The sequence below is a fragment of the Streptomyces guryensis genome (assembly GCF_021261325.1).
Lineage (GTDB): Bacteria > Actinomycetota > Actinomycetes > Streptomycetales > Streptomycetaceae > Streptomyces > Streptomyces guryensis.
Map to the genome: position 1 here is coordinate 209,079 of NZ_JAJSBI010000006.1, position 14,062 is coordinate 223,140.

Here is a 14,062-nt window from a genome sequence, read left to right on the forward strand (position 1 = left end):
GTGATGCGGCCGTCGGCGCCCCTCGGTCCTGGCTCGCACGGGTCAACCGATCAGGATCGAAGAAGCGGATTCCCCCTCCCCCGCCCTAGCGTGAATGCACCGACGAAATCCGTCGGCCCACCACTGCGGAGGAGCACGCCATGACCGCCGGCCTCAAGACGATCATCTACCCCGTCAAGGACCTCGCCCGGGCGAAGGCCCTGTTCAGCGCCCTGCTGGAGGTGGAGCCGTACGCGGATGCGCCGTACTACGTCGGCTTCAAGGACGCCGGTCAGGATGTCGGCCTCGACCCCAACGGACACGCGAAGGGCCTCACCGGGCCGGTGCCGTACTGGCACGTCGACGACATCCGCGGGCGGCTCGCCGCACTCGTGGACGCCGGCGCGGAAGTCGTGCAGGACGTCCAGGACGTCGGCAACGGCAGGCTCGTCGCCTCACTGAAGGACGCCGACGGCAATCTGGTCGGGCTGCTCCAGGACCCGCCCGCCTGACGAGCACCAGCTGCATGCACCCGCATTCATTGCACAGTCAACAAATGGCTGGTTCGGTGTTACCGTGCGGGTATGGCAGTGAAAACGGCCGATGTCCGGCTCGAGGACAGATGGCGGGACATCCTCTCCGTGCACGCCCGCACGATGTGCGAGATCGACCGGGCTCTGCACCCGCACGGCCTGGGCGCGAGCGACTTCGAGGTGCTCGACATCCTCGCGTCCGAGGCTCCCGGCGAGGGCGACCAGTGCCGGGTGCAGAACCTCGCGGGACGGGTCCATCTCAGCCAGAGCGCGCTGTCCCGGCTCATCGGCCGGCTGGAGAAGGACGGCCTGGTGGAGCGCTCCGTCTGCGCGGAGGACCGGCGCGGCGTGTATGTCACCCTGACCGGGAAGGGCCGCGCCCTGCACACCGAGGTGCTGCCGCTGCAGCGCGAGGTGCTGTCCCGGCTGCTGGGCTGATCCGCCCCACCTCACGGTTCTCGTCCTGGAGCTCGCGTTCAGCGGAGCTCCTCGGCCAGCCCGACGACGATGCCCTCGGGGCCGCGGACGTAGCAGAGCCGATAGATGTCCTCGTACCGCACGATCTCGCCGACCAGTTCGGCACCGTGGGTGCGCAGGCGGGCGACGACGTCCTCGATGTCGTCGACGGCGAACATGATGCGCCGGATACCGAGCGTGTTGGCCGACGCGTCCTTCGGTTCGGCGGTGATGGCCCTCGGCCGGTGGAACTTCGCCAGCTCCACCCGGCCGTGGCCGTCCGGGACCCGCAGCATGGCGACGTCCTGCCGGACGTCGTCGAGCCCGATGACACGTTCCGCCCAGCGCCCTTCGAGCGGCCCCTCGCCCTCCAGCTCCATGCCGAGTTCGACGAAGAACGAGATCACGGCCTCAAGGTCGTCGACGACGATGAGCACGTTGTCCATCCGCCGGATCGCCATGCCGGGCCTCCTGCGCCTGTACGGGCGAGCGTCACAACTGTGCGGTCGTCTGCTCTCCGGCCGCGCTGCCTTCGAGCCACTGGGACCAGCTCAGGTTGAACGCGGCGTAGCCGTTGTCGGCCGGGGCCTTGCCACGGGGCGAACCGGTGACGGTGACCGGGTCGCCCTGCTTGATCTGGCCGTAGAACCACTTGGCGTCCGACATGGAGAGGTGGACGCAGCCGTGCGAGCCGCGGGCGCTGCCGCTGCCCGGGTTGGGGTCGCCGGTCGAGTAGTGCACGTAGGTGCCGGACTGGGTCAGGTGGACGTCCCAGGGCAGCGTCAGGTCGTAGAAGTTGGGGCTGCTCTTGTCGCAGCTGATGCCGACACTGCAGGAGGTCATGTGGACCTTCTCCTGCTTGTCGATGACGGCCATCGTGCCGTCCCACGTCGGGTACTGGGCGCTTCCCGCGTTGATCGACAGGGTGCGCACCAGCTTGCCGTTCCGTGTCACCTTCATGGTGTGGCCGGTGACCGAGACATCCGCGCGCACGTCGTCCCCGACAGTGAAGGTGTGCGTGTAGCCGTGCACGCCGTAGCGCCCGTTGCCGTTGCTGACGCCCGTCAGGTCGGCGTCGATCTTCACCTTCGTGCCGGAGGGCCAGTACGTCTTCGGCCGCCAGTCGGCGCGCCTGTCGCCCATCCAGTGCCAGGCGCCGGCCACCGACTGCGAGGCGCTCACCTTCATGTGCTTCTCGACGGTGGCCCGCGCCTTGGCCGCCACCGGGTTCGTGAAGATCACCGAGATCGGCATGGCCACGCCGACGGTGGTTCCGGTCTGCGGGGTGATCGTATCCAGCAGCATCGGCGGCCCGGCGGGCTTCGTCGGTGATGGCGAGGCACTCGCGCTCGCCTTGCCCGCCTTTCCGTCGTCCGCGCTCGCCTTGCTGCTGCCCGCCCCGCCGCAGGCACTCGCGCCCGCCAGCATCGCGACCGTGACGAGTGCGACTCCTATGCCCTTGCGCCGTCCCACGACCTGCCCCGCTCTCTCGCTCCTCGGCCCTGAGGGGCCTGCTTCCCTGTCAGACAGTTACGACACGGGCGGCAGTTGCATCAGGCGGGTAGATCTTTAGTGATCCATGTCACGCCGGCGCGGACCCTCGCAGAATGAACGCGATCACGTCGTCCAGCCCGTGCTCGTCCGCCTCCGGGGGCAGCATGCCGGCCACCGCGAGGTCGGCGTAGCCGTGCAGGGTCGCGAAGACCGGGAGGCCGACGCGCTCCATCGGACCCTCGCGCACCTGCCCCTGGGCCTGACCCTCGCCGATCAGCCGGACGACCAGGTCCGACCATCGCTGCTCGGCCTCGCGCAGCGCGTCGGAGGCCTCCGGATCGTGCTTGATCGAGTACATCAGGTCCAGCAGCTCGGCGTTCTCCCGGGCGAACCCCACATACGCCCGGACCATGGCGTCGAGCCGCTCGGCGAAGGTCTCCCCGACACCGTCCCGCGAGGCCCCGAGGACGGCGGTCAGCCGCTCGAAGCCGGTCAGCGCGAGCGCGTCGAGGAGCGCCTGCTTGTCCTTGAAGTGGCGGCTCGGCGCGGCATGGCTGACGCCGAGGTCGCGGGCGAGTTCACGCAGTGACAGCGCGGCCGGGCCCTTCTCGCGGAGCGTGTCCTCGGCACGGGTCAGCAGGGCGGCGCGGAGGTCTCCGTGGTGGTAGCGGCGAGTGCGGGTGTGCATGGGCGTCAGTGTATCGGTCATGTTTATGGCGCCTACATTGTTGGCGGCGTCACCATTGTTGTCATTGACAGCATTGTTGGCACCGCCTACATTGACGCCATGACTACTGAACCCAGCAAGTGGAACGTCACCGACATCCCCGACCAGACCGGCCGTACCGCCGTCGTGACCGGCGCCAACAGCGGACTCGGCATCGCCACCGTCGAGGCGCTGGCCGGTGCGGGCGCGCATGTGGTGCTCGCCGTGCGGGACCTGAAGCGCGGCGAGGCCGCCGCCGCGGGCGTGCGAGGGAGCGTGGAGGTGCGCCGGCTCGACCTCGCCGATCTCGCCTCGGTGCGCGAGTTCGCCGCCGGGTGGCAGGGCGGCCTTGATCTGCTCGTCAACAACGCGGGCGTCATGAACATCCCGGAGTCCGCCACCAAGGACGGCTTCGAGATGCAGTTCGGCACCAATCACCTGGGGCACTTCGCCCTGACGAACCTGTTGCTGCCGCACATCACCGACCGAGTGGTGACCGTGTCGTCAGGCGCGCACAAGATGCCGGGCAGCCCGCGCATCCACTTCGACAACCTGAACCTGACCGGCGAGTACGCGCCGATCACGGCGTACAGCCAGTCCAAGCTGGCCAACCTGCTCTTCACCCTCGAACTGCAGCGCCGCCTCGCCGAGTCGGGCTCATCCGTACGGGCCCTGGCCGCGCACCCCGGCTACGCCGCCACAAACCTCCAGAGCCATGACGGCAGTGCGCTGCGACGAGCCCTCATGCTGGTCGGCAACCGTTTCATGGCCCAGGACAGCAGGGCAGGCGCCCTGCCGACCCTCTACGCCGCCGTGCAGGACCTGCCCGGCGCGAGCTATGTCGGCCCGGACGGCTTCGGCGAGATGCGCGGCGCCCCGACCCTGGTGGGCCGCTCACCGGCGGCCAGTGACCCGTCCACCGCGCGCCGTCTGTGGACCGTCTCCGAGGAGCTGACCGGGGTCGCGTTCCCTCAGCCGGCCTCGATCCCGGCCTAGCCCGCCATCAGATCGTTCCGGCGGCGGGCGTCGTCATCCGGTCGAACGATGCCTCAGTGCCGGCCGGTTCGAGTACACGGTCCAGCCGGAGCGTGGGCGTCACGTGCTCTCGAAGACGCGGACGAGTCCCATGCCGAAGGCGCCGTTGGGCGGGTGCAGGACGAGCACACGGGTGCCGTCGAGCGGCTCGGTGCCGGCCGGGACGCCCTCGGGGTACACATGGCCGCCGTGCCCGTCTAAGAGGCGGAAGCGGCGTATCGCGGGATCGCTCCCGCCCAGGTTCGGATCGCGGTCGGTTGCCGCCTCGGCCCACTGGCGCGCTGGGCGCTCCCCCACGACCAACCCCTGCTCGGGATCACCGGTCCGCGAGCAGCGTGTGCAGCTGGAAGCCGTCCCCGGTACCGCCCCTCGCCAGGGCGTACTCGCGGCGGCCGCGGGAGGGGCCGGCACGAGCAACGGCTCGTCGTCGACAACCGCCGCCTGCCCTGCCCGGCCGGCGCGCTGTGAACGGTCACCGACCGCGGCGTGCTCGCGCAGACCGACCTCGACCGGTGCGGCGACGGCACTGCCAGGGTCTTCACCAGCCGGTCGGTGCTCGCGCTCGCCGGCTCCGGCAGCGGTCTCCACCGGGTCGCCCCGGCCCAGAACTCCGGCACCGCCGCGTCGAGCATCATGGCTTCCGAGGCTCGTCGCGGCGTAGTAGCCCTGCATACCGCGCAGCCATGGGGCGAGCGCCTCGATCACCGCGGTCGCGCTCTCGGGGCCGCCGGTGCGGGCGGCCCCGGCGAGCCGGCCCGTGGCTTGGCGGTAGCCGGGCCGGAGCGGGACCGCGTCTGCGCGACGAGTTCGTCGAGGAGCCGGGTGATCCGTGTGGGCAGGGACGCACGCCGGCAAGCGCTCCGGCCGGCCCATGGTCAGGGCCCGCTGCCACCGGGCGGGCCCAGTTGCCCCGGCCGGTTCTCTCCGGGCCGCCGATCAGCCGGCCGCCGGGGCGGGATCGGCGCCGATGCGAAGGCGCGCGGCCCCGTCCACAGTGCGGGTACCGCGTCGTAGCGGCGGCACATCTCGTAGGCGATCGCCTCGTAGTTGACCCGCCAGCCGTGGAAGTGCGGCCAGGCGTCGGCGACGCCGCGTTCGGCGCGGAAGCCCGCCGCCTCCAGCATCGCGACCGCGGCCTCGAACTCGACGTAGGTGAGACGGAGGGCGGCGTCCGGAGGGGGATCCGGGTCGAAGGGGAAGCGCTGGACGCGAGCGATGTCGCGCAGGGCGGTGAAGCCGGCCCGCAGCACGAGGCGGGCCTCCGGCGGGGCGCTGCTCGGGGTGAGCGCCAACTGTACGGCCGCCGCGTCCATCACGGCGACCAGACCGACCAGCCAGTGCCGGTAGGGCCGCGGCGATCGGAACGCCATCAGGACCGGGTACGTGGAGTGGCTCTCCCCCATGTCGGAGGCCAGCCGCTCCCAGGCCCGGTACAGCTCCGGAAGCGCGGTCTCGGTGTCGACCAGCCACTGCCGGGCCAGGATCTCCGGACCCCAGGCGGGCTCGCCGGCCCGGGACTGCAGCAGGGTCACCTCCAGCTCGCGTCGGTTGTAGGCGGCGTAGAGCGTGGGCAGGTAGGCGATCTGCAGCGCGATCAGGACCGGTCCCGTGGCCGCCGCGACGAAGTCGAGTGCCGACAGCCGCAGCCGGTCCCCGCTGGCGAAGCCGAGGGTGAGCAGGCTGGAGCCGGCCTCCCGGAAGGAACTGCCCCAGGTCAGCCCGGACACCGCGTGCAGCAGCAGCCCGAAGCCGACCAGCGCTCCGCCGAGCCAGGTACCGAGCATGCCGACCAGGATCAGCGGAGCGAGCCAGGTCTGCGCGCGGTCGATGGCGCCGTAGCCGCCACGGATGGCCAACAGCCGCAGCAGGCGGCGCAGCACCCACCACAGCCGGTACACCAGCACCGAGTACAGGCCCCGGGGCACCACCAGGGTCCGCAGCACGCTGGCTCCCATGACCGCCAGCAGCAGCCCGCCGGCCACGCCGGAGATCCACGTCATGCGGCCATTGTGGACCGCTCCGGCGTGCGGTGATCAGTTACGGCCGCCCGGTCACCGTGGGGTGCCGAAGCGGCACTGGGTCGCCGGCGAACTCGAACCCGCCGCCCGCGCGTCGTAGCGGCGGCTCAAAGACGCGTTCGGCCGCGCGGGATCCTCAACCCGGGCAAAGATCGGACTCCCGGCGAAAGGTGCCCTCGATGAAATGCCACAATCCGCCGTGTTCTGCGGGCGGTCGCCGCGCATCCGGGAGCCACACGGCGGCCGTGGCAGTCGTATCGTCTGGGCACGGCGACCGCGGGCGTCCGGGTATGAGCGGGGTCGGCGCCGTTCATACCCGGGCCCGGCGCCTCCCCGTCCGCCCGGCTGTCAGGGCCTGGCCAGCAGGGTCCGTACGCCCTCGGAGGTCAGCGTCAGCGGGTGCTCGGACCCGGCGTCGATGGTGAGCGACAGATCGTCGGTGGGCCACTGCGAGGCCAGCGCGCCGAGCGGCACCAGGCGGTAGCGGGAGACGAACGGCAGCAGCCCGGCCATCTCCCCTTCCGAGGTGAACACGGGCACCACCGGGTCGCCGCCCGGCTGCTCCAGCACCGGCAGCGCCACCGCGCCCGGGTCCGCCGCGTCCTCCTGGCTTGCGTCGTCGGGTACGGGAACAAGCACCTCGCTGCCGGCGAGCGTGTCCAGCGCCGCCGTGTCCTCGGTGTTCACGGCCAGCGCGTCCAGCGCCTGCCGGGCCGGTGTGGTGGTGTGGTCGTTGGCAGGTATCTCCATGGCAGATCCCCTGGTAGCGGCGGTCGTACGGTCCGCCCGGGACAAGATCGGCCCCCGGCACGGTCCTGCTCGCGTACCCGATCGGGAGCGGCCCATTCATCCGTTCCCCGGGAATTCACCGCAGGTGGTCGCCTCAGGGAATCAGTGGTATGTCCTGCGAGGGCAGCCCCAGGCGGTCGCAGCCGACCCGGCGGGTCAGCGGCTCGGCCATGCTCGCACCCACATGCGTCCAGTACGTGGCCGCGTCCCGGAAGTAGCGCTGCATCCGCTCGCCGTCGCGGGCGTGCCGGGAGCCGGCCGTGCGGAAGAGGATGCCCTGCAGCACGTCCCAGGCCGCACGCCCGGCGTTCAGGAACATCAGCGCGAGCCGGTTGTCCTCGACGACGGTGAAGGGGGCCCGGCCGGTGACATTGCGCCGGCAGGTCTCCATCCAGTCCTGCGCGGTCTGCCGCAGCGCGGCCTCGGCCATGTCGATGATGCCCAGCGCCTCGCCGAGGTGGCGCTGGTAGTCGTGCAGGTCGGCCCGGGTGCGGTCGGGTTCCACGGCGAGGGGGCGGGCAGCGACGATCCGGGCGTACTCGTCGGCGGCCGCGTACGCGGTTCCGATCATGACGGCGGCCAGCTCACCGTGGAAGAAGCTCGGCGCCCGCCCGGCGTACATCGGATTGCCGTGCAGTTTCGACCCGGCACTGCCGCCCTCGACCGGCAGGTCCAGCAGGAAGGCCTCGCGGGTGAGGTACTCCGGGATGCGGGCCTGCTCCATGTGGATGCTGTTGGAGCCGCTGCCGCGCAGTCCCAGGACGCCGTGCCAGTCGTCGAGCACCGTCCACACCGAGCGCGGCGCGACGAACAGCACGGGCGGCCCCGGAGCCTCGCCCGGTGCGGCCGGGGCGCGCAGGCTCTGGCCGACGTAGTGCGTGGAGTAGGGGGCGCCTGAGGAGTACGGCCAGGTGCCGTCCAGGACGACATGGCCGTCGCCGTCGGGCTGTGCGACCCCGACGGGTAACACGGTGGACGCGGCCCGGAAGTCTCCGTCGGCGCCGAAGATCTGTTCCTGCGCCCGCTCGTCGAAGAGGGTGGCGACCTGGAGCACATGGGCGGCGGTCAGCGAGAGCGCCCACCCGGTGGAGGGGCAGCCGCGCGCGATCTCGGTGACCACGCGGTAGAAGACCGGAAGGCCGAACTCGTAGCCGCCGTAGCGACGCGGCTGGAGCATCCGGTAGAAGCCGGCCCGGAGGAAGTCCTCGTGGGTGTCCTTGGGGTAGTGCGTCAACCGCTCGGTCTCCGGCTGACGTTCGAGCAGGACGGGCCTGAGCGCGACGGCGCGCTCGATGATGTCGTGTTCGGTGAGGTCGGGTTCGGGAACGGCGAGCACGGTGCCTCCTGACGGGTCGGGCCGTCGGTCACGTGACGCGACAGAGGTGATTGAACACGGCAAGTGCCTTGCGGGTACCGACCGGATAAGGCCAAGGTCGCCCGACACTCAGGTGAGCGGACGGCACGGCAGCGCCCGCTCGTCGGCGCCGCCTCGCCCGTCCGGCTCCACCCGGTACACCTGGGCGCCCGGAACCCGCGTCACCGTCTCCGTCAGCCGCCCGTCCAGGAAGAGCGCGCCCACCCCGTCGTCGAGTGCCCATCCGGCGGGCAGCGAGCCGTCGGCGACCGCTGCACGGTACGAGGGACGGCGGCCCGGTTCGCTGTCGTAGTGGGGGCAGACCGAGCCGGGCAGCAGGCCCAGTCCGTCCGGGAGGAAGGTGAGGGGGCCGAAGGAGTCGGTGTGCGATCCCTCGGCCCAGCAGTTGGCGCCGGCGCTGATGCCGCACAGCAGCGTGCCGCGGTCGTATGCCTCGCGCAGCAGCCGGTCCACGCCGTGTGTGCGCCATACCGCCAGCATGTTCGCGGTGTTGCCGCCGCCCACGAGGACGACATCCTGCGCCAGCACGAACGCCCGCAGTGCTTCGTCGTCCAACTCCCGCCGGAACAAAGGCAGTACGGACGGCTCACCGGCGTGGCGTGACCGGAACACGTCGTAGAACCGTCGGATGTACTCGGCGGCGTCCCCGCTGGCGGTGGGCACGAAGCACACACGGGGACCAGCGGTGCGCGCGTGGCCCAGCAGCCAGTCGTCCAGCAGGCCGTCGTCGTCGAGGCTGAAACCGCCGCCGAGGAGGGCCAGTCGACGCTGTCGTACGGGAAGGACGGCCACAAAGCGCCTCCTGAGGTGGGGTGTGCGGAAATCCTGCCGTGTCCGGGGCCGGGCGCGCCGGCGGATATCACCGCCAGATGCGTGGCCCCGTCGAGCGCGTCCGCACGGCGCGGTCGGGATCGGACCGGTGCACGAGGTCGCGCAACGCGATTCAGGTGACCAGTCCCGGCAGCGGTGCCGCGGCGGGCGGGGCCCCGTGCCGGACGTACCACTCGGTGGACAGCAGCCGGGCCCGCTCGCCCGGTGGCAGTACGGCGAGCCGCCCCGGCAGAGCGCCCCGCTCCACCTCGCTGCGGTGGGCCAGTACGGCCTTCAGCTTCCGCTCGATCCACGGTCCGACGTCGACGACGGCAGCGACCCACTCGTCCGGCACGCTGGACATCTCCCTGCCCGGCCGCAGCAGCGCGCCGCCCAGGGCACGGGCGGCGGAATCAGGGTGAGTGGCGAGATAGAGCGCACTCGGCCGCCAGGGCGCACCGGCCTCCGGATACAACCGCCCCCATCCGGCGGCCTCCGCCGCCAGGACGGTCACCCGGTGGGCCTGGACATGGTCGGGATGCCCGCTCAACCCGCCGTAAGCGTCGTGTGTGACCACGACCTCCGGCCGGAACTCCCTGATGTGCGCCACCAGACGCCCCACCGCCTCGTCCAGCGGCGCGTCACACAGCCGCGCGGCCCCCGGCGCCGACTCCGGCACCCGCGCATCGGCGTACCCGAGCACCCGCGGCTTACCGGCCCCCAGGACCCGCAACGCCTCCGCCAACTCCGCGGCCCGCCATGTCCCCTCGGCCCAGGTCGCGGTGACGACAGCGGTCCGGGCCCCGGAGTCCGCGTGCTGCGCGAGCACTCCTCCGGCCGAGAGGGACTCGTCGTCGGGGTGTGCGAAGACCGCGAGGAGGCTGGGCAGGGGCACAGTGGATTCCTTTCCCGGGGCAGCGGGTCGCTACTCCGGTGGTTCGCCGGCGCTCGAGCCCGGCTCCGTTCCCCCCGCCTCCCCCAGCAGTTCGGCGACGGTGGTCACGCGGACCAGCGGGCGGTACAGGTCCATGACGTGCAGCGCCTTGGCGTGCGAGTCGTCGTCCGCGCCCGCGCAGGCGTCGGCGGCGACCAGCACCTCCACGCCGGCGTCGGCGGCGGCGAGGGCGGTGGACAGGACACAGCAGTCGGTACTGACGCCGGCCAGGACCAGGCGGCCCTCCGGGCCGAGGTGCCGGGCGAGTTCCGGGGTCCACTTGCCGAAGGTGGTGGCGTCGACGACGTGCCGCGCGTGAGGGGCGAACTCGTCGGCCAGTTGCCAGAGTCGGGCGTCCGGCGGCTGGAGTGCGAAGGGCCACTGCTCGTAGTACGTCCGCCAGGCGCCGTCGGGTCCGGCGGGTGCCAGGAAGCGGGTGAAGGCGACCCGGTCGCCGTAGGCCGGCAGCAGACGTCGTACGCCTGCCGCGGCTTCGGTGAAACGGGGCGTGGACCAGGGGCTGCCGGGGTCGGCGAAGACGCGCTGCATGTCGATGACGGCGAGCAGGCCGGTGGCGGGCGAGGTCATGCGATCGGCACCTCCTCCCCCGTGGCCGGGCTCGGGGCCTCGGTCTCCTGTGCGCGAACACGGGTGCGGCCCAGGGCCAGGGTGCCGAGGAAGGCGAGTGCGAGGGCGGCGAGGACGCCGAGGTTGGCGTAGGCCCAGGAACCGGACTTGCCGCCGAGGCCGAGCGGTTCGAGGAGGTAGCCCTGCCAACTCAGCCAACTGGCCGCGGAGTTGGTGACCAGCCCCCAGCCGAGGGCGGTTGCGGCGAGGGTGAGGAGGAGCGGGGCGGGCGGTACGTCGCCGTAGCGGCCGGCGGGGCGGTAGAGGTCCCCCTCGTCGTAGTGGCGGCGGCGCAGGGCGAGGTCGGCGAGCATGATGCCGCACCAGGCGGCGATGGGGACGCCGAGGGTCGTCAGGAAGCCCATGAACTGGGCGAGGAAGTCGTCGGCGATGAAGACGATGTAGATCGAGCCGGCGATCATCAGGACGCCGTCGACGAGCGCGGCCAGGTAGCGGGGGATCCTGAGTCCCGCCGACAGCAGGGCGAGGCCGGAGGAGTAGATGTCGAGGACCGCGCCGCCGACCAGGCCGAGCACTGCGACCACGGCGAAGGGAACGAGGAACCAGGTCGGCAGGATGGTGGTGAGGGCGCCGATGGGGTCGGCGGCGACGGCCGTGTTGAGTTGGGTGGAGGAGCCGGCCAGAAGCAGGCCGAAGACCAGCAGGAGCAGCGGGGCCACGGACGCTCCGAAGGTGGTCCAGCCGATCACGCCTCGGCTGGACGAACTCCGGGGCAGATAGCGGGAGTAGTCGGCGGCGGCGTTGACCCAGCCGAGGCCGAAGCCGGTCATCATGAACACCAGCGCGCCGATGAACTCCTGGGCGGAGCCCGCCGGGAGGGCGCTGACGGTGCTCCAGTGGATGTGATCGGCGACGAGCGCGATGTAGACGACGGTCAGGACGCCCGTCACCACGGTGATCACGGTCTGCAGCCGCATGATCAGGTCGAAACCCATCACGCCGCCGATCACGGTGAGGGCGCCCACCACGATCAGCGCGACGACCTGGGTCCCGGTGCCGCCGCCCCAGCCGAGCCGACCGAAGACGGTGGCGGTCGCCATGGTGGCGAGGGAACACAGCACGGTCTCCCAGCCGACGGTGAGCACCCAGGAGATCACCGAGGGCAGCCGGTTGCCGCGCACGCCGTACGCGGCGCGGCTGAGGACCATGGTGGGCGCCGAGCCGCGCTTGCCGGCCACCGCGATGAAGCCGCAGAGCAGGAACGAGAAGACGATGCCGGTGACGCCCGCGGTCAGCGCCTGCCAGAAGGAGATCCGGAAGCCGAGCGCGAAGGCGCCGTAACTCAGCCCGAGGATGGAGACGTTGGCGCCGAACCAGGGCCAGAACAGGGTCCGGGGGGTGCCCTTGCGCTCGGCGTCGGCGATGACGTCGAGACCGTGCGTCTCCACCTGGAGCTGTCGGCCCGCGGCTCTGTTGTCGGGAGTGTCCGGGGAGTCTGCCATCGTCGTCCTACCTGTCCGGGCGGGTGTTGCCCGAAGCCTTGTCGGCCCAGGTCGGGGCGTCAAGGCTGCACCGGACGGGGGTGCCGTGCGCGACGGCGCAGAAGGGCGCGATCTGGTGAACCGCGAGGGCGGTCTCGTCCGATGAAGGGACGAACAGGCAAGGTCCCGGTACCCGTGCGGGCACCGGGACCTTCAGAAAGGAACCGGATCGACGACCGTTTTCGTCGCGGGCACGGCCAGGACTGCGGCGAGCAGACGTTGGCGCAGGTGTGGTTGCCCGGCGGGTCAGGCTGTCGTTTCGGAGCGCACCGGTGCCGTCCAGTGGGTGTGGAAGGTGCCGGGGCAGTCGGTGCGGCGGTAGGTGTGGGCGCCGAAGTAGTCGCGCTGGCCCTGGAGGAGGGCCGCGGGCAGGCGGTCGGCGCGCAGGGTGTCGTAGTGGGCGAGGGCGGCGGAGAAGGCGGGGACGGGGATGCCGCGCCGGGCGGCGGAGGCGATGATCTCCCGCCAGGGGACCTGCGCGTCGGTGATCTCCATGGCGAACTCCATCTCGCCGAGCAGACTGACCAGATCGCGGTCGAAGGCGTAGGCGGCGCGGATGCGGTCGAGGAAGGCGGCGCGGATGATGCAGCCGCCGCGCCAGATCCGGGCGACGGTGCCGAGGTCGATCTTCCAGCCGTACTCGGCGGCCGCGTCCTGGATCACCTGCCGGCCCTGGTCGTAGGCGATGACCTTCGACGCGTACAGGGCGTGCTCGACCTGTGAGGTGAAGCGTTCGGCCTCGGTGCGGCTGAGCGGGGGCCGGGTGCCGCCGGGCAGGCCCGAGTAGGCGGCGCGCAGTTCACGCCGACCGGAGGCTGCGCGGGCGAAGGTGGCCTGGGCGATGGCGGTGACCGGCGAGCCCAGGTCGAGCGCGGTCTGCACGGTCCAGCGGCCGGTGCCCTTCTGGCCCGCGGCGTCCGCGACGACATCGATGAACGGGGCGCCGGTGACCGGGTCGGTGTGGGCCAGCACCTCGGCGGTGATCTCGATCAGGTAGGAGCCGAGCCGGCCCTCGTTCCAGCGGCGGAAGACGTCGGCGATCTCGGCGGGGGTGTAGCCGGCGACCTGGCGCAGCAGGTCGTAGGCCTCCGCGATGAGCTGCATGTCGGCGTACTCGATGCCGTTGTGGACCATCTTGACGAAGTGCCCGGCGCCGTCGCTGCCGATGTGCGCGGCGCACGGCTCGCCGTCGACCTTGGCGCTGATGGCCTCGAACATCGGGCCGAGGGAGTCGTACGCCTCCGACGAGCCGCCGACCATGATCGACGGGCCTTCGAGGGCGCCCTCCTCGCCGCCGGAGACGCCGGCGCCGACGAAGTGGATGCCGCGTGCGCGCAGCGCGGCCTCGCGGCGACGGGTGTCGGCGAAGTGGGCGCCGCCCCCGTCGATGATCATGTCACCGGGCTCGAGCAGCGGGGCGAACTGGCCGATGACCGCGTCGGTGACCTCCCCCGTCTGCACCATGATCATCAGGCGGCGGGGGCGTTCGAGGGCGGCCACGAAGTCCTCGGGCGTCTCGGCGGGGACGAACGTGCCCTCGTCGCCGTAGACCTCCATGAGCGCGCGCGTGCGGCCGGCCGTGCGGTTGTGGACGGCGACGGTGTAGCCGTTGCGGGCGAGGTTCCGCGCCAGGTTGCGGCCCATCACGCCCAGGCCGGTCACGCCGATGGCTGCGGTTGCGTTCATGGTGTACGTCCCTCGGTCGGTCCGGTGGCGGTCGCGGGGCGGGCGTGCCCCATGTCCGTCAGGTACGGACAGGCGGCCGGATCGTCTCGAATCCGGGCATGGACGGGTGTGACGAGTA

Annotated in this window: 15 protein-coding genes; 3 read left to right on the forward strand and 12 right to left on the reverse strand. The window is 71.7% G+C overall.

All coding sequences use genetic code 11. The features are described from left to right. The first annotated feature begins 140 nt into the window (after nucleotides 1-140). Both LJ657_RS14915 and LJ657_RS14920 read left to right on the forward strand, forming a co-directional pair. Nucleotides 141-491: a VOC family protein gene (locus LJ657_RS14915; RefSeq protein WP_232649072.1), complete on the forward strand. Its 351-nt coding sequence runs from the start codon at nucleotides 141-143 to the stop codon at nucleotides 489-491. Between the two features lie 72 nt (nucleotides 492-563). Then, nucleotides 564-950, forward strand: a complete 387-nt coding sequence (locus LJ657_RS14920) for a MarR family winged helix-turn-helix transcriptional regulator (protein WP_232649073.1) — start codon at nucleotides 564-566, stop codon at nucleotides 948-950. A 38-nt stretch (nucleotides 951-988) separates the two neighbouring features. Here the strand turns inward: LJ657_RS14920 and LJ657_RS14925 are convergent, their stop codons facing one another. The 3 genes from LJ657_RS14925 to LJ657_RS14935 all read right to left on the reverse strand — a co-directional run bounded on the left by LJ657_RS14925 (nucleotide 989) and on the right by LJ657_RS14935 (nucleotide 3,150). Then, nucleotides 989-1,429: a VOC family protein gene (locus LJ657_RS14925; RefSeq protein WP_232649074.1), complete on the reverse strand. Its 441-nt coding sequence runs from the start codon at nucleotides 1,427-1,429 to the stop codon at nucleotides 989-991. 31 nt (nucleotides 1,430-1,460) lie between these two features. Further along, nucleotides 1,461-2,441, reverse strand: coding sequence for a L,D-transpeptidase (locus LJ657_RS14930; protein ID WP_232649075.1), 981 nt, complete (start codon nucleotides 2,439-2,441; stop codon nucleotides 1,461-1,463). Nucleotides 2,442-2,550: 109 nt separating this feature from the next. Beyond that, nucleotides 2,551-3,150, reverse strand: coding sequence for a TetR/AcrR family transcriptional regulator (locus tag LJ657_RS14935; protein ID WP_232649076.1), 600 nt, complete (start codon nucleotides 3,148-3,150; stop codon nucleotides 2,551-2,553). A 99-nt stretch (nucleotides 3,151-3,249) separates the two neighbouring features. Here LJ657_RS14935 and LJ657_RS14940 point away from each other — a divergent pair, with 99 nt between their 5' ends. Beyond that, complete coding sequence (locus tag LJ657_RS14940) at nucleotides 3,250-4,164, forward strand: oxidoreductase (protein WP_232649077.1); 915 nt, start codon at nucleotides 3,250-3,252, stop codon at nucleotides 4,162-4,164. Between the two features lie 99 nt (nucleotides 4,165-4,263). Here LJ657_RS14940 and LJ657_RS14945 read toward each other — a convergent pair whose 3' ends face one another. The 9 genes from LJ657_RS14945 to gnd form a co-directional block, all read right to left on the reverse strand. Further along, the gene (locus LJ657_RS14945; RefSeq protein ID WP_232649078.1) at nucleotides 4,264-4,908 is read right to left on the reverse strand and encodes a hypothetical protein; all 645 of its coding nucleotides are present in this window, start codon (nucleotides 4,906-4,908) and stop codon (nucleotides 4,264-4,266) included. 170 nt (nucleotides 4,909-5,078) lie between these two features. Continuing rightward, on the reverse strand, nucleotides 5,079-6,203 hold the full coding sequence (locus LJ657_RS14950) for a hypothetical protein (protein ID WP_232649079.1): 1,125 nt from the start codon (nucleotides 6,201-6,203) through the stop codon (nucleotides 5,079-5,081). Nucleotides 6,204-6,569: 366 nt separating this feature from the next. After that, nucleotides 6,570-6,971 (reverse strand): SseB family protein, encoded by a 402-nt coding sequence (locus tag LJ657_RS14955; RefSeq protein WP_232649080.1) that lies wholly within the window; start codon nucleotides 6,969-6,971, stop codon nucleotides 6,570-6,572. Nucleotides 6,972-7,104: 133 nt separating this feature from the next. Continuing rightward, nucleotides 7,105-8,346, reverse strand: a complete 1,242-nt coding sequence (locus LJ657_RS48570; protein ID WP_232649081.1) for an acyl-CoA dehydrogenase family protein — start codon at nucleotides 8,344-8,346, stop codon at nucleotides 7,105-7,107. 108 nt (nucleotides 8,347-8,454) lie between these two features. After that, on the reverse strand, nucleotides 8,455-9,177 hold the full coding sequence (locus tag LJ657_RS14965) for a Type 1 glutamine amidotransferase-like domain-containing protein (protein WP_232649082.1): 723 nt from the start codon (nucleotides 9,175-9,177) through the stop codon (nucleotides 8,455-8,457). A gap of 151 nt (nucleotides 9,178-9,328) precedes the next feature. Further along, entirely contained in the window at nucleotides 9,329-10,090 is a 762-nt protein-coding gene (locus LJ657_RS14970; protein WP_232649083.1) for a PIG-L deacetylase family protein, read from the reverse strand. A 30-nt stretch (nucleotides 10,091-10,120) separates the two neighbouring features. Beyond that, complete coding sequence (locus LJ657_RS14975) at nucleotides 10,121-10,717, reverse strand: cysteine hydrolase family protein (RefSeq protein WP_232649084.1); 597 nt, start codon at nucleotides 10,715-10,717, stop codon at nucleotides 10,121-10,123. After that, nucleotides 10,714-12,219, reverse strand: coding sequence for a purine-cytosine permease family protein (locus tag LJ657_RS14980; protein WP_232649085.1), 1,506 nt, complete (start codon nucleotides 12,217-12,219; stop codon nucleotides 10,714-10,716). The genes LJ657_RS14975 and LJ657_RS14980 overlap by 4 nt, the downstream gene beginning before the upstream one ends. Before the next feature lie 285 nt (nucleotides 12,220-12,504). After that, entirely contained in the window at nucleotides 12,505-13,944 is a 1,440-nt protein-coding gene (gene gnd, locus LJ657_RS14985) for an NADP-dependent phosphogluconate dehydrogenase (RefSeq protein ID WP_232649086.1), read from the reverse strand. Nucleotides 13,945-14,062 lie beyond the last annotated feature (118 nt).

Excerpts from the sequence above, each read along its gene's own strand:
- LJ657_RS14915 (WP_232649072.1), top strand. The coding sequence starts at position 141 with ATGACCGCCGGCCTCAAGACGATCATCTACCCCGTCAAGGACCTCGCC.
- LJ657_RS14920 (WP_232649073.1), top strand. The coding sequence starts at position 564 with ATGGCAGTGAAAACGGCCGATGTCCGGCTCGAGGACAGATGGCGGGAC.
- LJ657_RS14925 (WP_232649074.1), bottom strand. The coding sequence starts at position 1,429 with ATGGCGATCCGGCGGATGGACAACGTGCTCATCGTCGTCGACGACCTT.
- LJ657_RS14935 (WP_232649076.1), bottom strand. The coding sequence starts at position 3,150 with ATGCACACCCGCACTCGCCGCTACCACCACGGAGACCTCCGCGCCGCC.
- LJ657_RS14940 (WP_232649077.1), top strand. The coding sequence starts at position 3,250 with ATGACTACTGAACCCAGCAAGTGGAACGTCACCGACATCCCCGACCAG.
- LJ657_RS14950 (WP_232649079.1), bottom strand. The coding sequence starts at position 6,203 with ATGACGTGGATCTCCGGCGTGGCCGGCGGGCTGCTGCTGGCGGTCATG.
- LJ657_RS14955 (WP_232649080.1), bottom strand. The coding sequence starts at position 6,971 with ATGGAGATACCTGCCAACGACCACACCACCACACCGGCCCGGCAGGCG.
- LJ657_RS14975 (WP_232649084.1), bottom strand. The coding sequence starts at position 10,717 with ATGACCTCGCCCGCCACCGGCCTGCTCGCCGTCATCGACATGCAGCGC.
- LJ657_RS14980 (WP_232649085.1), bottom strand. The coding sequence starts at position 12,219 with ATGGCAGACTCCCCGGACACTCCCGACAACAGAGCCGCGGGCCGACAG.
- gnd (WP_232649086.1), bottom strand. The coding sequence starts at position 13,944 with ATGAACGCAACCGCAGCCATCGGCGTGACCGGCCTGGGCGTGATGGGC.